General features: G+C 65.6%; 18 protein-coding genes. 11 read left to right on the top strand and 7 right to left on the bottom strand.

Features of this window, described 5'->3' with window-relative positions; all coding sequences use genetic code 11:
* Positions 1–27 precede the first annotated feature (27 nt).
* The 4 genes from BJI69_RS14790 to BJI69_RS14805 all read right to left on the bottom strand — a co-directional run bounded on the left by BJI69_RS14790 (position 28) and on the right by BJI69_RS14805 (position 3201).
* Entirely contained in the window at positions 28–936 is a 909-nt protein-coding gene (locus tag BJI69_RS14790; RefSeq protein WP_046967077.1) for a cation diffusion facilitator family transporter, read from the bottom strand.
* Between the two features lie 34 nt (positions 937–970).
* Positions 971–1477: a Slp family lipoprotein gene (locus BJI69_RS14795; protein ID WP_046967078.1), complete on the bottom strand. Its 507-nt coding sequence runs from the start codon at positions 1475–1477 to the stop codon at positions 971–973.
* Positions 1478–1505: 28 nt separating this feature from the next.
* Positions 1506–2408, bottom strand: coding sequence for a 23S rRNA (adenine(2030)-N(6))-methyltransferase RlmJ (locus BJI69_RS14800; RefSeq protein WP_046967079.1), 903 nt, complete (start codon positions 2406–2408; stop codon positions 1506–1508).
* A 157-nt stretch (positions 2409–2565) separates the two neighbouring features.
* The gene (locus BJI69_RS14805; RefSeq protein ID WP_046967080.1) at positions 2566–3201 is read right to left on the bottom strand and encodes an NAD(P)-dependent oxidoreductase; all 636 of its coding nucleotides are present in this window, start codon (positions 3199–3201) and stop codon (positions 2566–2568) included.
* Between the two features lie 117 nt (positions 3202–3318).
* Here BJI69_RS14805 and BJI69_RS14810 point away from each other — a divergent pair, with 117 nt between their 5' ends.
* Complete coding sequence (locus BJI69_RS14810) at positions 3319–4227, top strand: LysR family transcriptional regulator (protein WP_071924989.1); 909 nt, start codon at positions 3319–3321, stop codon at positions 4225–4227.
* 136 nt (positions 4228–4363) lie between these two features.
* Entirely contained in the window at positions 4364–5317 is a 954-nt protein-coding gene (locus tag BJI69_RS14815) for an NADP-dependent oxidoreductase (RefSeq protein WP_071924990.1), read from the top strand.
* 17 nt (positions 5318–5334) lie between these two features.
* Here the strand turns inward: BJI69_RS14815 and BJI69_RS14820 are convergent, their stop codons facing one another.
* Positions 5335–5868, bottom strand: coding sequence for a DUF6630 family protein (locus BJI69_RS14820; RefSeq protein ID WP_052767099.1), 534 nt, complete (start codon positions 5866–5868; stop codon positions 5335–5337).
* Between the two features lie 406 nt (positions 5869–6274).
* Between BJI69_RS14820 and BJI69_RS14825 the strand changes: the two genes are divergently transcribed.
* The 3 genes from BJI69_RS14825 (at position 6275) to BJI69_RS14835 (ending at position 11675) form a co-directional block, all read left to right on the top strand.
* Positions 6275–8692 carry a TonB-dependent receptor plug domain-containing protein gene (locus BJI69_RS14825; protein WP_046967083.1) on the top strand — a complete coding sequence of 806 codons (2418 nt, stop codon included), beginning with the start codon at positions 6275–6277 and terminating at the stop codon, positions 8690–8692.
* A gap of 5 nt (positions 8693–8697) precedes the next feature.
* Positions 8698–10917, top strand: coding sequence for a transferrin receptor-like dimerization domain-containing protein (locus BJI69_RS14830; protein ID WP_162200971.1), 2220 nt, complete (start codon positions 8698–8700; stop codon positions 10915–10917).
* Between the two features lie 65 nt (positions 10918–10982).
* The gene (locus BJI69_RS14835) at positions 10983–11675 is read left to right on the top strand and encodes a DUF1345 domain-containing protein (RefSeq protein ID WP_046967084.1); all 693 of its coding nucleotides are present in this window, start codon (positions 10983–10985) and stop codon (positions 11673–11675) included.
* A gap of 3 nt (positions 11676–11678) precedes the next feature.
* Here BJI69_RS14835 and BJI69_RS14840 read toward each other — a convergent pair whose 3' ends face one another.
* Entirely contained in the window at positions 11679–12611 is a 933-nt protein-coding gene (locus BJI69_RS14840) for a DMT family transporter (RefSeq protein ID WP_046967085.1), read from the bottom strand.
* Between the two features lie 143 nt (positions 12612–12754).
* On the opposite strand from BJI69_RS14840, the gene BJI69_RS14845 reads away from it, so the two are divergent.
* Entirely contained in the window at positions 12755–13174 is a 420-nt protein-coding gene (locus BJI69_RS14845; protein WP_046967086.1) for a hypothetical protein, read from the top strand.
* Here the strand turns inward: BJI69_RS14845 and BJI69_RS14850 are convergent.
* Positions 13171–14781 carry an ATP-binding cassette domain-containing protein gene (locus BJI69_RS14850; protein WP_071924991.1) on the bottom strand — a complete coding sequence of 537 codons (1611 nt, stop codon included), beginning with the start codon at positions 14779–14781 and terminating at the stop codon, positions 13171–13173. The genes BJI69_RS14845 and BJI69_RS14850 overlap by 4 nt on opposite strands.
* Positions 14782–15016: 235 nt before the next feature.
* On the opposite strand from BJI69_RS14850, the gene BJI69_RS14855 reads away from it, so the two are divergent.
* The 5 genes from BJI69_RS14855 (at position 15017) to BJI69_RS14875 (ending at position 22974) form a co-directional block, all read left to right on the top strand.
* Positions 15017–15865, top strand: coding sequence for an HpcH/HpaI aldolase/citrate lyase family protein (locus BJI69_RS14855; protein WP_046967088.1), 849 nt, complete (start codon positions 15017–15019; stop codon positions 15863–15865).
* A 14-nt stretch (positions 15866–15879) separates the two neighbouring features.
* Positions 15880–18255, top strand: coding sequence for a sodium:solute symporter (locus tag BJI69_RS14860; protein ID WP_244890688.1), 2376 nt, complete (start codon positions 15880–15882; stop codon positions 18253–18255).
* Positions 18256–18295: 40 nt separating this feature from the next.
* Positions 18296–19180, top strand: coding sequence for a LysR family transcriptional regulator (locus BJI69_RS14865; protein ID WP_046967090.1), 885 nt, complete (start codon positions 18296–18298; stop codon positions 19178–19180).
* 264 nt (positions 19181–19444) lie between these two features.
* On the top strand, positions 19445–21703 hold the full coding sequence (locus tag BJI69_RS14870; RefSeq protein ID WP_046967091.1) for a TonB-dependent receptor: 2259 nt from the start codon (positions 19445–19447) through the stop codon (positions 21701–21703).
* Entirely contained in the window at positions 21700–22974 is a 1275-nt protein-coding gene (locus tag BJI69_RS14875; RefSeq protein WP_052767101.1) for a serine hydrolase domain-containing protein, read from the top strand. The genes BJI69_RS14870 and BJI69_RS14875 overlap by 4 nt, the downstream gene beginning before the upstream one ends.
* Positions 22975–22978: the final 4 nt, after the last annotated feature.

A 22978-nucleotide genomic window follows, 5' to 3' on the forward strand; every position in this document is an offset into this window, starting at 1 on the left:
ACCCGGGGGCGAACGGGTTGTGTGGGCTCAGTCGGCGATGTCCGGCTCGAAGAAGCTCCAGCGCACGTCCTTGAATTCCGCCTTGAAGTCGGCCTCGACGATATTGATCGCCTCGATCATGGCCTTCGCGGTGGGCGCGGGGGCCATCCTGGCCTTGGTCGCGACCATGACGTCGGTGCCCATCTGCAGGGTCAGCAGGTTGTAGACCGTGTCGATTTCCGGGCGGGCGCTGAGGAAGGCGATCATCTCGGCGCGGCGCTTCGGCTCGACGCCCTGGCCAATGAGTAGCGCCTTCACCTCGCGCGCTACGGCGACGGCGACGATGATGAGCAGGGCGCCGATGGCGATCGTGCCGATCGCGTCGTAGATCAGGTTACCCGTGAGAATCGTCGCAACGACGGCCAGCATGGCCAGGCACAGGCCGATCAGCGCGGCCAGGTCTTCGCCGAAGATGACCAGCAACTCGCTGGCGCGGGTTTCCCGGAACCACTGCCAGAGACCGCGGCCTTCGCGCGCCTTGTTCACTTCCTGCATGCAGCCGTGCATGGAAATGCCTTCGGTGACGATGGAGAAGGCGAGCACGCCGACGGCGAGCCAGGGCCACTTGAGCGGCTCGGGATTCGTCAGCTTATGCACGCCCTCGTACAGCGAGAACATGCCGCCGACGCTGAACAGCAGGATGGCGACGAGGAAGGACCAGAAGTACAGCGCGCGACCCCAGCCCAACGGGTAGTCCGGGGAGGGCGGCCGTTTGGCCTGTTTCATGCCAAGAAGGAGCAGCCCCTGGTTGCCGCAGTCGGCCGCCGAATGGACGGCTTCCGCCAGCATGGCGCCCGACCCGGTGAACAGGGCGGCGACCAGCTTGGCGATGAAGATGGCGAAGTTGGCTCCGAGCGCGAGGAAGATGGCGCGCTTCGAATCGGCGTGTCCCGACATGTGGTTCCCTGTCCCGGTGATCGATCGAAAGATCTTACCGTATGACGCCCACACCCAGGCCAAAGCTCACGTTCGGATGGCCGCCGGACATTTCCTTGGCCGTCCAAACGTGCGACTGGTTCACGGTCACCAGGGGGAAGGTATACGAGGCCTGGCCGACGTTGCTGGCCCGGGTGCCGTTGATCCGGCCGGCTACGGTGACGAGGCCACCGGCGGGATAGTCGAGGCTCTCGACATAGCCGGGCATCGCGGCGATGAACCGGCCGTTGCCGGTGTCGTTGGACTGCGGACGCTGCGAACCGTCGAGCGGGTAGGCGAGGATTTCGATTTCGCTGTGGTCGGCGAAGTTGCGTACCTGCACGATGCGACCGCCCCAGATCACGTCGGACGTACCGTAGCGTTCCGGCTCGCGTGCCACTTGCGAGGGCGGTACGGCGACGTTGTTCGCGGTGGCTTTGTAGATCGGCGCGGGAGCGCAGCCGGCAAGGGCCAGCATGAGCAGGGCGGCAGGGACGGCTAGACGGACGACGGTCGGGCGCATGGGTCAGCTCCTGGCAGGTAGCTGAACTTTAGCGCCGACGGACTGAACGGGGCGAGTGCGGCGCGTGGGGAGGTTCTTCATCCTTGTTTTCCTCGACCAGCCAGGTCAGCCGGTACTCGGATTCGCCCGGCTTGCCCAGCAGCTTGGGCAGCATGCGCAGCGAGTCGCGGATCGTTTCATCCAGCTTCCACGGCGCATTCACGATGGCGATGCCGGTGCCGTTGAGCGTCAGCGGCGAGTTGTCCGGACGCAGGAGCAGCTCGGCGACGAGCACGCGCTTGGCACCGCACTTGGTCAGCCAGCGATGAAACGGCTGGACGTGGCTGCGCAGCTTGATCGGGTACCAGACGGCATACATGCCGGTCGGCCACTTCTCCAGGGCTGCCTTGAGCGTCTTCTCGATGATGCGGAACTCGGCTTCCTGCGCTTCGAACGGCGGATCGATGAGCACGAGGCCGCGCTTTTCCTTCGGCGGGACGAAGGCTTTCAGGGCCTCGTAGCCGTCGCGCTCGTGCACGTGGATGCGCTTGTCGTGATGGAACAGCTGGCGCAGCGCGCCCGATTCGTCGTTGCGCGTATCGACCATCTGCGCGCTGTCATTCTCGCGCATGAGGTGCGCGGCGAACCACGGCGAGCCCGGGTAATAGCGCAGCGAATCGTCACCCGGATTGCAGGCACGCACGATCTCCAGCCATTTCCACAGCAGCGGCGGCAGGCCGCTGGCGGTCTTGAGGATGTTGAAGCCTTCGTCGGCCTCGCCGGTCTTGCGGGCTTCGTTGCCGCGCAAGTCGTAACGACCGCTGCCGGCATGGGTGTCGATGTAGCAGAAGGGCGAGGCCTTCTGCTTGAGCGAGTCGAGCAAGGCCACGAGCACCATGTGCTTGAGGACATCGGCAAAGTTGCCGGCATGGTACGCGTGGCGGTAATTCATCCGGCCAGTATAGCGGGCCGGGGCCCGGCCGGCCCTCGTAGGAGCCGATTTATCGGCGAATAGGACCATGTGGGAGCCGCTTCAGCGGCGAAAAGCCAACGGAGCGGTGACGCCCTGACCTCATCGCCGATGAATCGGCTCCCACACAGATCGCGGATCAGTAGGCGAGGGTGATTCGCTTCTTCGCGGCATCGCCCTTTTCGATCCGGTCCAGCACGCCGATGGCGAAATCCGCCGTCGAAATTCGGCTGTGTCCCTCGGCATTCACCAGCAACTGCTCGCCACCGATGCGGAAGCTGCCCTTGCGCTCGCCCGGGGCGATCTCGGCGGCGGGGCTGATATAGGTCCAGTCGATCGGTGCCTTGCTGGCGCGAAACACCCCGAGTGCCTCGATCTGCGCGGTGGCCGAGGCTTTCCAGGCGTCCGGGAAGCCTGGATCGTCGATGACGCGGACACCGGGCGCGGTTTCCAGGCTGCCGGCGCCACCGACCCAGGCGAAGCGGTGGACGCCGGCCTGCGACAGGGTTTCCAGCAGCAGCGTGGCCTGGCGCGGCACGTTGGCCGGGTCGGCGTGGTCGTTCAGGCTGGCGATGGCGGCATCGTTCCCGGGCAGGGCGCTGGCATAGGACGCCGGCTTCGCGACGTCGCCCTGGACCACGGTCAGCGCGGTGTGCTTCGTGGCGAGCTTCGACGGGTCGCGCAGCACGGCGGTCACCTGGTGGCCGCGGTTGAGGGCTTCGTCGAGGATCACGTTGCCGAGGTTGCCGGTGGCGCCGAACAGGACGATTTTCATGGGCGGGAAACCTGTCTAGGGGAAGGATGGGGCCAAGCATGCGCCTCGGATCGTTCCGCAAATACGTCCACTGGCGCGATTCATCGTAAAGTCTGCCTTTACTATCGAGTTGCCAGCATGGCCGCCGACGTCAATCTCAATCGCCTCGCCGTCTTCGTCGCCCTGGTCCGGGCGGGCTCGTTCACCGCCGCCGCCCAGCAGCTGGGCACCACCAAGGCCATGGTGAGCCAGCACCTCGCCAAACTGGAGGACGAACTGGGCGTCACCCTCCTTGTCCGTAGCACGCGGAAGATGTCACTCACGGACGCCGGCGAGCGCTTCCACGAAGATTGTGCGCGTGTGCTGGCCGACGCCGAAGCCGCCATCGCCCGACTTGGCGAGTGCCGGGATACGCCGATGGGCGTGCTGCGGGTTGCTGCGGCGGGCGACCACGGCCCGGCCATCGTCGCGCCGGCGCTGGCGGCTTTCGCCGAACGCTATCCGCAGGTGAGCGTGGAGCTCGTGGTCGGCGACGCCATCGTCGATCTCATCGCGGAGCGCTTCGACCTGTCGATCCGGCTCGGCTGGTTGCGCGATTCAAGCTTGCGGGCGGCGAAGCTGGCGAGCTTTCGCCAATGCCTCGTGGCGTCGCCGGGCTATCTCGCGAAACGCGGCACGCCGGAGACACCCGCCGATCTGGCCGGACACCGGTGGATCGCCCTGACCATTCTTGCCTCGCCCACACGCTGGACGTTCACCGGTGCCGATGGCACCGAGCACCTCGTCCAGATGCGCAGCGCGGCGAGTGCCAATACCACGCTTGCCGCCCACGGATTCGTCGTCGCTGGCATGGGCATGTCGGTGCTCCCCGACTATGTCGTGGCCGACGATCTCGCGGCCGGTCGTCTGCTGCCGCTGCTGGCGGATTTTCGTTTACCCGAAGGAGGTGTCCATGCGGTCTATCCGGGACGCCAGCCCTCGATCAAGGTGCGGGCCTTCATCGATCTCCTACGCGAACGCCTGCAGGATGTCTCGACCTCGCGGTAAAGCCTGCCGAAAATCGCGAACTCCCGGCACGCCCGTGCAAGCACGCGGGGCGTGACCGTGAAACCCTCGGGCCACGAACCTGCGAGGAGACCACCATGTGTCCTGATGCGAGCGGTACCGGCCAGCGAGTCACGCCATGAAGGCCGCATGGATCGCCGATGCGGCCGGGGGCGACCTGTCCATCCGCGTCGGCGAGACGGACGCTCCCGCACACGCCGAAGACAGGCTGTTGGTGAATATAGACGCCGTGGGCCTGACCTTCGGCGAACCGGCTTGGGTGACCAATGGAACCCTGGCGCTTCCCGACGGTTCGAAGCGACCGCTACCCGTCATCATCGGCCACGAATTTGCCGGCCGTGTCGCCCATGTAGGTGCGGCGACGAGCGGCTTCGCGGTCGGCGACCGCGTCGTCGGTCTCATCGACTTCTGGCGTAACGGCGCGGCGGCGGAGCAGGCGAGCGTCCTGTCTGGCGAAATCACCGGCCTGCCCGATGCCGTTTCCGCTGTCGAGGCCGCGACCCTGCCGATAGGCGCGCTCACCGCCTGGCAGGCACTGTTCGACTTCGCGGCGTTGAAAGCGGGCGAGACGGTCCTGATCCACGGTGGTGCCGGCGCGGTCGGTACCTTCGCGATCCAGATCGCCAAGGGCATCGGCGCGCGTGTGATCGCCACGGCCCGTGGTGGCGAAGCGACCGGCCTGTGCCGTGAACTCGGTGCGGACGTGGTGATCGATACGACGGCGGAGCGCTTTGAAGACGTGGCGGGCCCGGTCGATGTCGTTTTCGACACGGTGGGTCACGACCTGCTCGAGCGCAGCTGGCAGTTCGTCAGGCCCGGCGCGCGTCTGGTCACCATCTCGGGCGAGGCCGAGGACGCGCCTTCGCCGGAACGCGCGAAGCAGCTCGGCATCGAAGCGTTCTGGTTCATCGTCAAGCCGGATCCCGCGCAGCTCGCGGAGATTGTGCGCTGGGTGGCGGACGGACGCATCACCGTACAGGTGGATCGCGCCTACCGTCTGGACGAAGCACGGCAGGCGTTTCTCGAGGCGGACTCGCGGGCGAAGCGCGGCAAGACGGTGCTGACCGTCTAGCGGCGCTCGCCAGTCGGTCAGCTCAGCTGGTCGCCGCGACGCAGGTTGATGCGCAGGGCCGTGGCGACCATCAGCATCGACTCATCGTCGCTGGACGAGGTAATCCAGCCGGCGGCAACTTCGTCGTCCGCCTCGCGCGACCACAAGGTGTAGCCGTAAGGCTTGAGCTGGTTGTAGGCGCGGTTGAAGATTTCCGCCGCGTCGATGTCCTCGTGGAACTCGTCGTCGTCCGGATCGCCGTCCCAGTCCATGCTGACGTCCTGGAAACGCGAGATCAGCTCCTGGAGGGCCTCGACCAGCGCACGCGTGTCGTCCTCGTCCACTTCGAAACTCGAGCGCCAGTCGGTGACCTGGCCGACCAGGCGAATCGGATCGTCGTCGCCCTGGTCTTCCACTTCGTTGCGGTAGTCGCTGAACTGCTTCTTGGCGGCTTCCTCGTCGCCGGGGTTGATCATCAGGAGCAGTTGCCAGACGTACTTTTCGACGGTGTCCTCGCTGTCGTCATCGTCGTAGTCGCGTTCTTCGTAGGAATCGTCGTCGTAGGAGTTCATGGGGATGGGCCTGTGGGTCTGCGAGGAATGATCGCACTAATGACGTTGACAAACTTGCGCCGCGGTGCAACAAATAGCCCTCCAAGCCCTCCTCCAGGCGATCCACTCACCAGTGAACGCATTCAACCTCAGCGCAGAGATCTCCCCGATGACGTTCGCGGCCATGCCGCGTTGTTCGGTGGACGGCGCGTGTTGTTGTTGTCGACTGGCCTGAGTTGCCCTGCGTCCGGCGCTTGATGCCCTGACGTAGGCACCGCGGCCTCGCCGCGGTCCCTCTCCCTCCTTCGTTCTTCCGGTCGTGCCCGATCGGCGTCGCGTACCCGCGTCGCCGGGCCGTCGTCGTCTTTCCGTACCCGGCGCCCGGAGGCGTCGGCGTTCCGTCTCGTCCCCAGGGGAATCCACGTCCATGTTCGTTCTCGTCCCGCGTCGCCGCACACCCTTGTTCATCGCCGTTTCGCTGGTCCTGGCCGCCTCGGCAGCACCCGTCCTGGCGCAGGACGCCACCCCGGCCGCCAAGCCCGAATCCGCCAAGGCCAGCCAGCTCGATACCGTCATCGTCACCGGCACCCGCAGCACCGAACGCACGGTTTCCAGCTCGTTGCAGCCGATCGACGTGATCACGCCGCAGCAGTTGCAGCAGAGCGGTGCCACCCAGCTGACCGCGGCCCTGGCGCGGCTGGTGCCTTCGTTGAGTTTTCCCCAGCCGACGACGATCAGCGGCGCGGAGGTGGCGCGCCCGGTGACGCTGCGCGGCCTCAGCCCGGATCAGGTGCTGGTGCTGATCGACGGCAAACGCCAGCACAGCGGTGCCTTCCTCAACCTGGGTGGCGCGATCGGTCGCGGATCCAACCCGGTGGACCTCAACGCCATCCCGATCTCGGCGATCGAACGCATCGAGGTGCTGCGTGACGGGCAATCGGCACGCTACGGTTCGGATGCGATTGGCGGCGTGATCAACGTGATCCTGAAGAAAGGCGGCGAGGGCGGTCAGGTCACGGCGAAGTTCGGTGGTTACGATGCCGGTGATGGCCTGCAACGGCAGCTCAGCGCGGATACGGGTTTCAAGCTCGGCGACAAGGGCTCGATCCACGCCGCGATCGACACGCAGAACAACGACTACACCAATCGCGCCGGCCCTGACCAGACGCCTGCTGCCCGGGGTACGACATACAACCAGAAGGTCTATCGGCTCGGCGATCCCGGCGTGCAGTCGAACAAGGTCTCCCTGGTCGGGCAGTACGAATTCAGCAAGGCGGCTGAGGTCTATTTCGAAGCACTTTATCGCCGCGATCGCGATGAAACGGCGAGCCTCTACCGGCACCGGGGCGATTCCACCAATGTGATCGCCATCTACCCGCAGGGCTACCTGCCGGTCAGCATTCCCATCGTCAACGACACGACGCTGACCGCCGGACTGCGTGGCGAACTCGGCGATGGATGGCACTACGACGTCTCCGCCAGCCACGGCTCCAACGAATACGACCAGCGCAGCCATTCGATCAACGCCGACTGGTACAAGACCTTCGGCTATACGCCGTTCTTCATCCAGGGTGCCGACTACAAGACGAACCAGCAGGTCGGCAACGTCGATATCAGCAAGGAATTCTCGCCGTCCTGGCTGGCCAATCCGGTGAGCGTGTCGTTCGGTGTGGAATATCTCCGTCAGGCCTACAAGGTGACCCCGGGCGACGCCGTCTCGCAGTACGGCCCGAACGGCGGTATCACCGGTGACCTGCAAGGCAACTGGCAGCGTCACGACGTGTCGGAATACATCGATCTCGAAACCAACCTCACCGATCGCTTTGCGGTGTCGCTGGCGGGGCGCCACGAACAGTACAGCGACTTCGGCGGCACGACCTCGGGCTCGCTGTCCGGTCGCTTCGATTTCACGCCGCGCGTGGCCTTGCGCGGCAGCATCGGTACCGGCTTCCGTGCGCCGACCCTGGTGCAGCAGCACTACGCCGACATCTCCCAGCAGCTGCAGGATCTCGGCCAGGGTCAGGTGCTCGTGCAGTCGGGGACGTTCCCCGTCGATGCCAAGGCGGCCAGTCTGCTCGGTGCCGAGAAGCTCAAGCCCGAGAAGTCGCAAAGCGCCACGCTGGGCCTGGTGCTCGAGCCACTCACCGGCTGGAACGTGAGCGTCGATGCGTACTGGATCAAGATCACCAACCGCATCAACCTGTCGTCGAACATCCCGGTCAACACGCCGGCGGTGAGCGCGTATCTCGCCGCCAATGGCGTCGATGCGAACTATCAGTCGATCCGCTACTTCACCAACGCCGTGGATACGCGCACAAGGGGTCTGGACTTCGTCAGCCAGTACGCCTTCGATTTCTCCAATGGCGATCGTCTCAACACGACGGTCGGCTGGTCGTACAACGAGAACGAAGTGACGAAGGTGAAGCCGAATCCTGAGATCCTCGACGATCTCGGTGTCGCCGTGCAGCGCGTGGAGCGTCGTGAGCGGCTCGGCCTGCTCGGCGATACCAACCCGCGGACCAAGCTCGATGTCGGCTTCGATTACCTGCATGGACGTTGGGGTGGCCATGCCAACGTACAGCGTTACGGCAACTACACCGTGTACAGCAACAGCGGCGCCGCACTCGACCAGAACTTCGCCCATCGCTGGACGCTGGATCTGTCGGCCGACTACACCTTCGACAACTGGACCTTCAGCGCGGGCGCGGACAACGCGTTCAACGCGCGGCCGGAACAGGTGAAGTACGCCAACTCGACCAACGGCAACTTCAAGTACAGCCTGTTTTCGCCGCTCAGCTGGAACGGACGCTACTACTATGCCAGCGTGACCTACCGGTGGAAGTGATGACGATGAGAGTGTTGCTACCCGTGTTGCTTCTTACGGTCGCCAGTGCTGCCGTGGCGCAGACGGCCGTGCCGCCGGTCGGGTTTTCCGCGGTGGACGTGCCCGCGCAGCGCGCGCTGGAACAACGTGTGGACGCATCGATCGCTACCGCGGACCTGGACGCCTGGCTCAAGCGCCTCACCTCGGCACCCAACCAGGTCGGCTCGCCGCACGACAAGGAGAATGCCGAGTTCATCGCAGCCAGCTTGCGTAGCTGGGGCTGGCAGGTCGCGATCGAGCAGACGCGCGTGCTCGTTGCCTACCCGACGCTGCAGAAGCTCGCGCTGAAGGGACCGGAGGGCTATGCCGCGGATTTTACCGAGCCGTCGGTCGCCGGCGACAGCGACACGGCACAGCGGGATGGCGTGTTGCCCGGCATGGAGGCCTATGGCGCGGATGGCACGGTGGATGCGCCCTTGATCTACGTCAACGAGGGGCTGGCGAAGGACTATGACGAGCTCGCGCAAGCCGGCGAGTCCGTGGAAGGTAAGGTCGTGCTGGTGAAATCCACCGGCGCCGGTCGGTGGGTGAAGCCTCGCCTCGCGCAACAGCATGGTGCCGTGGGTGTGGTGATCTATTCGGACCCGGAGGCGGATGGCTTCGCCAAGGGCGATGTCTATCCCGAGGGTGCGTGGCGTACGCCGCATACCTTGCAACGCGGCACGCTTGGCATCGACAGCGTGCTCGATGCCGGGAGCGCGAAGACGTTCCAGGCGAACCGGCATACGGATGACCTGCACCTGCCCGTGGTGACCATCGGGTATGGCGATGCCGAACACTTCCTGCGGGCCCTGGGTGGCCGTGCGGTACCCGACCGGTGGCAGGGAGGCCTGCCGCTGACGTATCACATCGGCGGCGATGTGCCGGTGCATCTCGAGGTGCGCTCGCCCTGGGAGTGGCGCACGCTCTACAACGTAGTGGGCACCCTGCGCGGCAGCGAGTACCCGGACGAATGGGTGATACGTGGCGTGCATCACGACGCCTGGGTGTTCGGCGCGTGGGATCCACTGGCTGGTACCACCGCCTTGCTCGCCGAGGCCCGCGCGATCGGCGAAGAGGCGAGGGCGGGCCATCGACCGCGACGTACGCTCGTCTTCGCCAGCTGGGACGGCGAGGAGCTCGGCATCCTCGGCTCGAAGGCATGGACCGATCGACACGCAGCCGAGCTGGCGCACAAGGCGGTGTTCTATCTCAACAACGACACCACGGGCCGGGGATTCCTGGCCGCTTCGGGAGATCCGTCGCTGGCGAGCCTCGTCGATGGCGTTGCCGGCGAGCTGCGCGATCCGGAAACGGGTGCCACGGTGCAGGCACGTCGCGTTGCCAAGCGCGCCGTGGATGCCGCGGCGAAGGGAAAGGATGTCGAGGGTCCTCTCGTGCCGCAGCGCCTGGGCACGGGTTCGGACTATCTGGCGTTCGCGAACCGCCTCGGTGTGCCGTCGCTGCATGTGCGCTACGGCTACGATCGTGACGGCGACGACGAGAACGTGCCCATCTACCACTCGCTCTACGACACCTATACGCACTACCAGCGCTTCGGCGATCCGGGGCTGGCGTACGTGAACCTGCTCGCCCGGACGAATGCGCGGCTGGTGCTGCGGGTGGCCAATGCGGATGTCCTTCCCTGGCGCTATACCGCGTTCGCCCTGTCGCTTGGCAAGGACATCGACCGGCTGTCCTCAGGTACCGCGACGGATCATCGCGATGCGGTACGCCACAACGCCCTGCTCGAGCACGACGCGTATCGTCTGGCTGCCGTTGCCTATCGCCACGAGCAGCCGCCGGCGCGACGCGACGACGCGTGGGAGGACATCGATCTGGGTCCCCTGCACGATGCGCAGCGCGAGCTGCTGACAGCGGCCCAATCGTACGACCAGGCGGCGGCGTCCGCGGGCAAGCTCACGACAAAACAGGCCGTTGCGGTCAACCGGTCGTTGCGCGATATCGGCCCGGCCTTCCTGCAGGCCTCGGGCCTGCCGCAACGCCCCTGGTACCGGCATCTTTTACAGGCACCCGGGCGCAGGGAAGGCGAAGACACCTCACCCCTGCCGGGCATCGGCGACGCGATCGACGCGCACGCCTGGGGGCAGGCGCGGGACGAAGTGCGTCTTACCACCGAGGCGACACGCCGGGCGTCGGCTCTGCTGAAACAGGCTACCGCCACCCTCGCTTCGCCCGGGTCCTGACGCACGAACTTACGATCACATGCGCTCGGCTATAGTCGCGCCACCTCAATCGGTGGAGTGGTGGCATGAGCGAAGCATCCCAGGAACCGGCGGCCTCCCACCGCCGCCGGAAGAAAGGCTGGGGACCGATTCGCTATGCGCGCTCGCGACCACGGCTTCTGATCGCCGCGGTGATCGCCGTAGTCGCGGCGGCGGCGCTGGAATTCACCGGTCTGCAACGTAGCGTGGCGCTCCTGCTCGGCTTCGACATCGGCGCGCTGGCCTACCTGTTGATGATCCTGAGCATCTTCCTCAAGGCGAACCAGGCGACCATGCGGCGGCAGGCGCGGATGCAGGATTCCGGTCGCTGGACGACCTTGCTCAGTGGCGTCGCGCTTTCGGCCATCGTGCTGATCGCGGTGACCACCGAACTCAATTCCGGCGCGAAGGGTGGGGCGTTCGCCATCGCCGTGGCGGCGACGACGATCATCCTGTCGTGGATGTTCATGAACACCTTGTTCGCCCTGCACTATGCGCACGGCTACTACGGTGACATCGGCGAGAAGCACAAAGGCCTGGATTTCCCGGGTGACGAGGATCCGGACTACTGGGATTTCGCGTACTTCTCGTTCACCATCGGCATGACCTTCCAGGTCTCCGATGTGCAGATCACCACGCGCTACCTTCGCCGCATCGGCCTGATGCACAGCGCGATCGCGTTCTTCTTCAACGTGTTCATCATCGCCATCAGCGTGAACATCGCCGCGGGCAAGGCCTGAGCGTCAGGCCGTGTCGGGCCGATGCACGCGAACGCAGAGCAGCACACTGGTCACCAGCGCGACGATGGCGAGGATCTCCACCGGGGTGGGTAGCCGCCGCTCCCAGAAAAAGCCGTAGAGCAGGGCGAACAGCGTCTCGAACAGGATCATTTGCCCGACCAGGGTGAGCGGCAGCAGGCGACTCATCCGGTTCCACAGGCCGTTGCCCAGGATCGAGGCGAACACGGCGATGCCGGTGCTGATGGCGGCGAAGCGCAGCCAGGCAGCGCCATCGTGTGCGCTCGTATCGACCAGCATCGCCGCGGGGACGAGGAGCAAGGCCAGGGCCCCGGTGACCACGCCGGTCAGCAGGTTCCAGTCATGCGCCGAGACGTGCTCCAGGCGGATGAGCCAGCGCGCGTTGATCACGGCGTAGGTGGTCCATGAGGCGAGGGCGCCGATAGCGCAGAGCAAGCCGGCCAGGCGATGGGGCTGGTTCTGTACAGGCGTTCCTCCCATGGCCTGCCAGGCGATGCAGCCGATCGCAAAGGCGCTCAGCCACAGCGAGGGGGCGAGTCGGCGCAGGGGCACGGCAGCAGCCACACGGGTCCCGATCAGGGTGACCGCGACGGGCAGGAAACCGATCACCAGCGAGGTCATGGCGACGCCTCCCCACTGCACCGCGCTGGCAAGCAGCACGTAGTAGACGATGTTGCCCAGCAGGCTCAGGCCGACCAGGCCCCGCCAGTGGCTGGCCTCCAGCCAGGCCCGGAGCGGTCGCCAGCGAGGCACGAGAAGGCCGGCCGAGATCAGGCCATAGACGAGATAGCGGCCGGCGGCCAACTGCAGCGCGGTGAAATCCCGGGCCAGCTCGGGCGCCAGGAAGACCAGGCCCCACAGGGCGCCGGCGGCCACGCCGAAGGCGATTCCCAAGCCCAGGCGGGCGCGATCTTCCAAGGGTGACTCCGACGAATACGGCAAGGATGCCGAGTTTACTGCCCAAATTTCTTATTGACGCGACGCCGCAAACGCGGTGTGCTGCGTTTAGCCGTCCATTCGGCACGGCCCGTCCTGGGGCCGGGTAACAAGGGGGAACACCTATGTATACGAAATCGATCTGTCGGGCGACGACGTTCGCCCTGGTCATGGCCCTCGCCGCGGGTCCGGCAGCAGCGCGTAGCGTGGACGAGACGCCGCCGGACACCCTCTGCACCGTCATCGGAACCGCCTCCCGTTATATCGGCACCACGGTGACCGTACGGGGGATAGCGTCGTCGGCCGGCAAGGTCACCATGCTTTCCGACGCGGAGTGCAAGGGCAGCGTGAGTCTCACGATCGACGACAGCAGCAGTCGCAAGCGCGACGTCTCATCGTTCAAGCGGGCCGTCGCATCCAACGGTGCGCACGCGAATGCGACGGTGTCGGGCCGCTTCCGCACGACGGGCGACACCCAGACGCCGTACGCCATCGACGTGTACAGCGTTCGCGATGTCGTCGGCCTTCCTGACGGTGGTGGCTAGCAGGGCGTCCGCTTCCATCCCGCTGCCGTCGCTTCGAGACGCTCGGTAAGGCCGATCCGCTCGAGGAAGACCTCGTCGTGCGATACGACGACCAGGGCGGCCTCGAGTTCGTTGAGCATATTTTCCAGCGCCCGCAGCGTGTCGAGGTCCAGATGGTTGCCCGGCTCGTCGAGCAGCAGCAGTCTCGCCGGGGGATCGGCGTGGATCGCCATGGCCAGTCCCATGGCCAGGCGCTGTCCTCCGCTGAGCTGACCCGACGGCAGCGTCGCTGCGTGGGCATCGATGCCAATCTGGGCGAGGCGGGTGCGCAGCTCGCTCTCGCCCCGTTCGTTGTTTACGCCGCGCATCAGGTCCAGCGCGGATCGTGTCGGGTCGAGGTCCGTCAGCTGCTGGTCGAGATAGGCCACGGGTGCCCAGGCATGACGGCGTCCCTCCAACGGCGCGAGCTTGCCCGCCAGCGTACGCAGCAGGGTGGACTTGCCGCTGCCGTTGCCGCCGACGAGTCCGATGCGTTGGCCGGCGGTGATCGACAGATCCACCGTCGCTGTCGCGCCCGACAGGTGGGCCAGTCGTACGCCGTCCAGGCTCGCGATGCGAAACGAGCTATGCATCGCGTTATCCACGCGCATCACTGGCGCTTGACGGTCGTCGACGCGCTGTGCTGCCAGGCGGACGCGTTCGTCCAGCACGGAGCGGTGGTGTTCCTGCCGTTCGCGCAGGCGTCCGGTCGTCACCTCGCTGCGTTCCTTCTGTCGTCCGAGCAGGATGGGCGCCTGATTGGCGTCGCGGACGCCGCGGTTGCCGCGTGATTCGCGGCGCTCGGCGCGCTCTCGCTGGTCGCGCAGGGCGCGTTCCTCGCGTCGTCGCTCCGCCTTGCGCTGCGTGAGCTCGCGTTCCGCGTCGGCGCGCTCCTGTTCGCTCTGTGCCGCATACAGATCGTAATTGCCCCCGTAAGAACGCAGCCCGAGAGGCGAGAGCTCGACGATGCGTTCCATATGTCGCAACAGTTCACGATCGTGGCTGACCACGATCAGGCCCTTCGGCCAGGCCTGGAACTGCGCGATCAACGAACGGCGTGCGTCGCGGTCCAGATGGTTGCTCGGCTCATCCAGGATCAGGAAGTCGGCATCGCTGAGCAGGGCGCCGGCGAAAACGACGCGGGCGGCTTCACCGCCGCTCAGTCGTGCCATCGGGGTGGAGGCGTCGAGATGGTCGAGGCCTTGTTCGTGCAGGGCCTGCTCGAGATCCTGGCGAAGTGTCCAGCGTGAGCCGATGAGATCGTAGTCGGCGGCGTCCACGCTCCCGGACTCGATGCGTGCGAGCGCCTCGAGCGTCGTCGCGACACCCGTCGCCGTGGCGACCGTCGTTCCCGCATCGCGACAGGGCTCCTGCGCGAGGTAGTACGTCGTGCCCTGCGTTTGCAGTCGACCCGACGAGGGCGGCCATTGTCCGGCGAGCATCCGGGCGAGCACGCTCTTGCCGACGCCGTTACGACCGACGAGGCCGGTGCGTCGAACATCGAAGGAGGCATCGAGGCCGGAGAAGAGCAGGCGCCCATCGGGCAGCTGGCAGGAAACCCCCTGCAGGGTGAGGTGTGGATTCGTCATGCGGTATTCCAGGGATGCAGAGAACTCCCCCTGCGGACAGGGGTTGGCGAGTCTTGCCGTCAGTCAAGACGGGGCATCACTGGCGCATTGGACGAGAACCTCACACATGGAAAGCGATACGGGATTATAGCGGGAACATAGGAAAACTATCGATTGAACGTGGGGGCTTGGCTCGATTGCCTCGTTGCGATGGGCCAGAATCCCCGACTATCGGTGCGCCAAGGGGCGGGGAAGTATGCGCAGCAAGTTGTTTGTGCCCGGCGGCCGTCCGGAACTGTTCGCCAAGGCGCTGGCCGGGCCGGCCGATGCGTTGTCGTTCGATCTGGAGGACTCCGTGCCCGCGGCGGTGAAGGCCGGGGCGCGTGCCGATGTCGCGGCCTTCGTGGCGTCGGAGGCCGTCCGCCACGTCGCCAAGCTCATTATCGTACGGGTGAATGCACCTGATACGACGTGGTTCGAGGACGATCTCGCCGCCGTGCTGACACCGGGCCTGACCATGCTCAACGTGCCCAAGGTGGAGTCGCCCGAGGCCTTGCTTGCCGTTGTCGCGACGCTGGAGCACCTCGAGACCGAGCGTGGCCTCGACCCGTCGGTCGGCCTGTTGATCAACATCGAGACGCCGAAGGCCCTCGCGCAGGCCTCGGCGATCGCGGCGGCGCACCCTCGTGTTGCGGGCCTCCAACTGGGTCTGGCGGACCTCTTCGAACCGCATGGTATCGATCGCGGCGATGCCGCCGCCGTTCACGCGGCGATGTTCACCGTGAAAATGGCGGCGGCCGCCGCCGGTATCGTCGCGATCGACGCGGCGTTCGCCGCCATCGACGACGCGGAAGGCTACGAGACCGAAGCACGCATGGCGCGTCGTCTCGGTTTCGCCGGCAAGAGCTGCATCCATCCTCGCCAGGTTGCCCTCGCCAACGCGGTGTTTGCCGCCACTCCCGAGGAGCTTGCGTTGGCGCGGCGCATCGTCGCCGCATCGGTCGACGCGGACAGGGTGGGGCACGGTGCCTTCGTGGTCGACGGACGCATGATCGACCTGCCGTTCCTCAAGCGCGCGCAGGCGCTGCTGGCATCGACGGAATGATGCCTCCGTCGACGATGCGCGCCAGTCTGCGCGCCTGCCTCACCCTGCTGCTGCTTTGCCTGTTCGCTTCGGGCGTGGCGAACGCGGAGGCGCTCACGCCGCTGCGTGGAAGCGCGCTGCCGGCCCTGCCCGCGGCGGGAACGATGCATGGTTTCGCCACCGTGGATGGCCGGCTCCTTGCCGTGGTCGACGATCGCGCCTGGGTCCTCGATGAAGGGCAGGGCAACTGGCACGCCGTGGCCTGGTCCGCGGGTGTGGCGCCCCGGTCGCTGTCGACGGTGTTCGGCGATGCGTCGCGTGGCTACGTCTTGCTGGTCGACGACGCCTCGGCGGCGACATCCGTGGCACGGCTGTCGCTGGATGCCTCCGGCGTCGCGCTGACGTCCCTGCCGCCATTTCCTCGCCCGGTTGCCGGTGCACGCGCTGCATCCACCGACACCGCGGTCTACGTCGCCGGCATCGAAAACGGCGCGGCGACCCTGCTGCGTATCGACACGGCCGCCGCCCAACCGGTTTGGGTGACGCAGGCCGACCTGCCCCCCGGCGGTGCGCCGTCGACGCTCGTCGTCCAGGGCACCGGTATTTTCGTCACCGTGGGCAATGCGGTCTGGCGCTGGGTGCCCGAGGGCGGATGGAGCCAGCGGGGCGTCGCGCCGGCAGCGATTCTTCCGGGGATGGCGCGACCGATGGGCCAGGCCAACGTCGCCTACCTCGTGGGCGACGCCACGTCGGCACGTGCCATGACCTTCCAGGTCGTGACGCGTGCATGGGCCGTCCTGCCGGGCGTGCAGTTCGACCGGGTGACGTCGGCAGCCCTCTGGAAGGATGGCTTTGTCTGGTCGTCGGACGATGGCACGAAGACAGCAGTGTCATCTGCCCAGGTGCAATCGAGCAAGCTGCTGCTCCGCTGGCTCGACTGGCTGGTGATCGTCGTTTACCTCGGCGGCATGATCGGCATCGGCCTGTACTTCTACCTGCGTGAAAAGCGCAACTCGACCGCGAATTTCTTCGTCGGCGGCCGCAGCATTCCGTTCTGGGCCGCGGGGGTGAGCCTGTATGCCGCGAACACCAGTTCGATCAGCTTCATCGCCATTCCGGCGAAGGCCTTCGAGAGCAACTGGCAGTACATGACGAACAACCTCATCGCCGTGTTCGGCCTGATGTTCGTCGCCGTGTGGATCGTGCCCCTGCTGCGTCGGCTGGACCTGATGTCGGTGTTTTCGTATCTGGAGACCCGTTTCCATCCCGCCATCCGCATGATCGCAAGCGCACTGGCGATCCTCACCCAGCTCGGCAGTCGCATGAGCGTGATCCTGTTCCTGCCGGCGCTCGCCATCGCCACGATCACCGGTATCAGCACGACGCTGAGCGTGATCCTGATGGGCGGCTTCACCATCATTTATACCGCCATGGGTGGCATGAAGGCGGTGATCTGGACCGATGTCGTGCAGGTGATCGTGAAGATGGGCGGTGCGATCTTCGCCATTGGCTTCATCATCTGGCACCTGCATGGCGGCTTTGGCGAGTTCCTCGGCACGGCCATGGCCGATCGCAAGATGCACCTGCTCGATTTCAGCTTCGACCTGACCAAGGCGACCGTCTGGGGTTTCCTGTTCCTCGTGCTGTTCGACGTCGTGCTGACGTTTCCGAAGGATCAGGTGCTGATGCAGCGCACGCTGTCGACGCCTTCAGCCAAGGAGGCAGGGCGCTCGATCTGGGCTTTCGCGGCGATCATGATCCCAGGGGGCCTGGTCTTCTACATGATCGGCACGGCGCTCTTCGTCTTCTACAAGGCCCATCCGGAACGAATGAACCCGATGCTGCCGATCGATGCCACGTTCCCGCTTTTCATCGCGGCGGAACTGCCGATGGGCGTGACCGGACTGATCGTGGCGGGCATTTTCGCCGCGGCGATGGCGACGCTCTCCGGCATCATGAACAGTGTCGCCACCCTGGTCTCGGTCGACTTCTACGATCGCCTGGTCAAGCACCGCACGCCCAAGCAGAGCGTCATCTTCGCCGAGGTCAGCACGGTCGTCGTCGGACTGATCGGTATCGGACTGGCGCTGCTGCTGTCGCGATTCGACGTGCATTCGCTGTTCGATGTGTCGATCGAGCTGGCGGGACTGCTCGGCGGCGGCTTCGCCGGCGCGTATACGCTGGGCATGTTCACCCGCCGTGCCAACTCGCCGGGCGTGGCGATCGGTATCGCGTCGAGTACGGGGCTCACTTTCGTCGCCTGGGTGTTCAAGCTGGTCCACCCTTATTTTTACCTGGCGATATCGATCTGCCTGTGCATCGTGATCGGGTACATCGCCAGCCTGTTCTTTCCTGCGCCGACGCGTTCGCTACGCGGACTGACGATCCATCGCGATCGTGACGGTGAATGACCTACCATGGCGCTCACCTGCCGACCGCCAGTGAGATGACGTGGAAACCCAGTTCCTCAATACTTTCATCACCGTCGCCGATCACGGCTCGATGGCAGCGGCTGCGAGACTGCTCAACATCACCCCGGCTGCTGTGGCGCAGCAAATTCGCACACTGGAACGCGAGATCGGCGCGACGCTGATCGCGCGCGTCGGTCGCACGGTCAGTGTCACCGAGGAAGGCTCGCGCATCCTGCAGCGTTCGCGCGATGTCCTGCGCAATGTGGCCGACCTGCGCAGCGTCGCCAACGAGAGCGGCGTGTCCGGCGAATTACGGCTCGGCGCATGTCCGACCGCGCTCGCCGGTATGCTCCCCGACGTCCTTGCACGCATGGTCGAGACCTTCCCGCGGATCAACGTCTTCATCAAGCCAGGCTATTCGGTCGATCTCTACAACGACGTGGAGAAGGGCGACCTCGATGCCGCCGTCGTGCTCCAGGCCCCGTTTCCCTTGCCGAAGACCTGCGAGTGGCAGCTGCTGCGTGAGGAGCCCTTGATCGTGTTGGCGCCGCGTGCGCTGGCGGGGCGCGATCCGCACGAACTGCTCGCCACCGAACCGCTCATCCGCTACGACCGTAACCAGTGGGGTGGCCGTCAGGCCGACGATTACCTGCGTGCCCATGGCATCGTTCCGCGCGAGCGCTTCGAGCTCAATGCACTTAACGCGATCGCGGTGATGGTCGACCGCGGCCTTGGCGTGTCGCTGGTTCCCGATTGGGCAAAGCCCTGGCCGGAAGGCCTCGATCTGGTTCGCATGCCGTTGCCGAATTCGTCGGAACCACGCCGCATCGGCATCGTCTGGTCACGCTCCAGCGTGCGCGTGCGGTTGGTCACCGTGTTGCTCCAGGAGAGCCGCAAGGCGATGGCGGCGATGGCCTCGCAGTGACCGCGAATGTGTCATGCATGTTGCGTCGCCGCATAGTTTTGCTTGGTTCGTAAGCAACAAAAACTAGTCTCTGAACATACCCGCCCTCGGTTTCTTGCCTTGCCTTAAGCGCATAGGCTCACCACCACCGAGATGAAGGTCAGTGGCGCGCCGGGGAGGGCGCAGCCAACGCAGCAGACAGTTTCTTGCCCGGGCGCGCCGTCACAGGGGGCACGCCGCACCCGCCCGCTTGGGCGATCGATCCAACGGCAACACGGACCCGATATGATCAAACCACTTTCCGCCGCGATCGGCAGCATCCTGCTGGTCTCCTTCTTCGCCACCAGCGCCCACGCGCAGGATTCGACTTCGCCCACCGACGCGCCGAGCACGCCGAAGGCCGCGAAAAAGAAAGACGACAAGAACAACGACCAGCCGGTGAACCTCGACCAGGTGGTCGTGACCGGCGTGCGTACGCCGAAGGCGATCGACGAGATCCCCGGTGCCATCACGGTGGTCAACAAGGAAGAGATCGCCCACACGCTGCTGGTGACCGAAGACGCGACGGCCGTGCTGGCGCGCTCGGTGCCGGGCTATGCGGAATCGTCCCAGGCCATGAGCAATACCGGCGAAACGTTGCGCGGACGGATTCCGCTGCGCCTGTTCGACGGTGTGCCCCAGGGCTCGCCGCTGCGCGAAGGTACCCGCAACGGCACCTTCACCGACATGGGCATCGTCGGCCGGATCGAAGTCATCAACGGTCCGTCGGCCTCGGAAGGCATCGGCGCGGCGGGCGGCATCATCAACTATCTGTCGAAGACGCCGACCAAGGAAGGCAATGAGACGACCATCACCACGCGCTACCAGACCCAGGGCAAGTCGGACAGCGGGAGCTGGAAGACCGGCGTGACGTTTGCCCGCAAGGAGGCCAGCTACGACGTGTTGCTGGCCGGTTCCTACATCGATCGTGGCATGACCTACGACGGCAACGGTCGCCGCATTGGCCTCAATACCTCGGGTTCGCTGGCCGATTCGACCTCGAGCAACCTGTTCGCCAAGCTCGGCTACAACTTCGGTGAGGGTGACGACCAGCGCCTCCAGGCGACCTTCAGCAAGTTCAAGATCACCGGCAAGGGTGATTACATCCAGGTGCTCGGCTGCCGTGGTCCGACGGACGACCCGCCGTGCGCCACGCCGCGCACGAACACCTCCGAGCGGGGGCACATCGACGGCTCGCGGGACGCGTTCAACGATTTCAAGCAATACAGCGCCGAGTACACCAACAAGAACCTGTTCGGTGGTGCGCTCGATATCAACGTCTACAAGGCCGACCAGGCCATGCGCTACCTGCCGGAGAACACCGAAGACAAGCAGGATCCGCTCATCGCGCCGCTGAATACCCTGTTCGACCAGTCCGAGATCACCGCCAAGAAGCGCGGTATCCGTACCTCGTGGACTCGCCCCGACTTCCTCGTCACCGGCCTGGAACTGCACACCGGCGTCGACGTGGCCCGCGACGAGGCGCAGCAGCGCCTGGCGCTGACCGACCGTCTCTGGGTACCACCGATGATCTACAACAGCGTCGCGCCGTACGCGCAGCTGTCGTACGACATCGGTCAGTTCACCATCAGTGGCGGGTATCGCCGCGAGAGCGATCGCCTCACCGTGGACAGCTACACCACCACGTATTACCGCAATCGCGTGTTCGTCCAGGGTGGCAAGCTGTCGTACAAGGAGAATTTGCGCAACATCGGCGGCATCTGGCGTTTCAACGACGAGTGGTCCGCATTCGCTTCCTACAGCGAAGGCTTCACGTTGCCCAACATCGGTATCCCACTGCGCAATATCAGCATACCGGGGCAGTCGGTGAGCAGGATCAGCGACCTCAACGCCATCATCTACAAGAACAACGAATTCGGCTTCAACTGGCGGGGTGACCGCGGTGCCTTCGGCGCCACGCATTACATCTCGAAGTCGCCGTTCGGTTCGTCACTGGCGATCGATCCGAACACCAGCGACTTCATTCTCTCGCGTGCGCCGGTGCGAATCGAGGGTACCGAGTTGACGGGTGAGTGGCGCTTCAACCCCGACTGGAAGGCTACGGCGATTTACTCGCACATCACCGGCAAGACCGCGTTCTGGTCGCAGGATCCGGCGGGCAACTACGGCGCGGGCGCGCTCAAGAAGCCCCTCGGTGTGCTCGATATCAACCCGGACAAGCTGGCTTACGCGGTCACCTGGAACTACTCCCCCCACGGTGACGCCACCCTCGGGGCTACCTCCTTGTTCGGTCGGCATGTGTCGGGCAATGACACGCGAGCTTACGACGGTGCGACCTTCAGCTACAGCGAGCGCACGCACGGCTACACCTTGTTCGACCTCGGTGTGAACTACGACCTGGAACGTTACGGCAAGCTTTCGCTTGGCGTGGAGAACCTGCTCGACAAGCAGTACATCCTCAGCTGGTCACAGCTGGCGGGCTACCAGAACTACTGGTCGGGCCGTGGCCGCGTCACCTCGCTGACGTACACGATCACGCTGTGACGGACCGATCGACCTGGCAGAGCCGCGCCGCGCGCGCGGCTTTGTCGTGCCTGGGTTTCCTGTGGTGCGCCTCGACCGCCGTCGCGGCGGAGGCGTGGCGTGCCGACACACTCGATGCGTTGCATGCGTTCATGCGTGATGCCACCGGCAGTGACGGCTATCTCGGTGGCGTGACCCTGATCATGCACGACGGACGCATCGTGGACGTCGGGACCTACGGCTACGAAGACCTCGCGCATAAGCGGCCGATGCGCCGCGACGCCATTTTCCGCATCTACTCGATGACCAAGACCGTCACCTCCGTGGCGGTCATGATGCTCGTGGAGGAGGGCAAGGTATCGCTCGATACGCCGCTGGCCGATCTGTTGCCGGGTTTCGATCATCCGCAGGTCATGGCCGGCGGTACGGCGGCCACACCGCTGCTGCGGCCGGCGTCGCGCAAGCTCACTCTGCACGACCTGCTGACCCACACCTCGGGCTACCCGGCTGGTCTCGCTGGTGAGGGCGAGGCGGTCAAGGTCATGGAGCGTATCGACCCTCACGCCGCAGGCGACCTGACGGGTTTCGCGCAGCGGATGAGTCGGGTGCCGCTCGCCGCCGACCCCGGCACGCGCTTCGGTTACGACGGCGCCTCACTCGAACTGGTGGCGCGGGTGGTCGAAGTCGTCTCGAAGCGCCCGTTCGCAACATTCCTGCAGGAACGGATCTTCGGGCCGCTCGGTATGCAGGACACGGGCTTCCGCGTTCCCACCGGCCATCGCGATCGCGTTGTCGACATCACGCGCATGGCGGACAACGGTCATCTGGTCATCGCCGACGGTCCGAGCGCCGCCCATCCCGGCGAACCGCTGAATCGCTACATGAGCGGGGCAGGGGGGCTGTATTCCACCGCGGACGACTACGGGCGGTTCGCGCAGATGCTGCTCGATGGCGGCCGATACGGCGACCATGTCCTGCTCGGCCGCAAGACCGTCGAGCTGATGATGCGCAATCACCTGGGCATGCTCGACCCGCCGGTGACGCAGTTCAGCGCCGGCGAGGGCTTCGGTATCGGCGGCTACGTGGTGATCGACCCCGCGCGGCGCGGCCAGCTCGGATCGGTTGGCCAGTACGGCTGGGCCGGCGCCGCCTCCACGACGTATACGATCGACCCGCAGGAGCATCTCGTCGCCATCCTCATGCTCCAGCACCTGCCTCGCGACGATGGCCGCAAGGACCTTCCGCGCCTCGCGCGGCCGTTCTACGACCTCGTCTACCATGCCCTTCCATGACCCC

This window comes from Luteibacter rhizovicinus DSM 16549, assembly GCF_001887595.1.
Classification (GTDB): domain Bacteria; phylum Pseudomonadota; class Gammaproteobacteria; order Xanthomonadales; family Rhodanobacteraceae; genus Luteibacter; species Luteibacter rhizovicinus.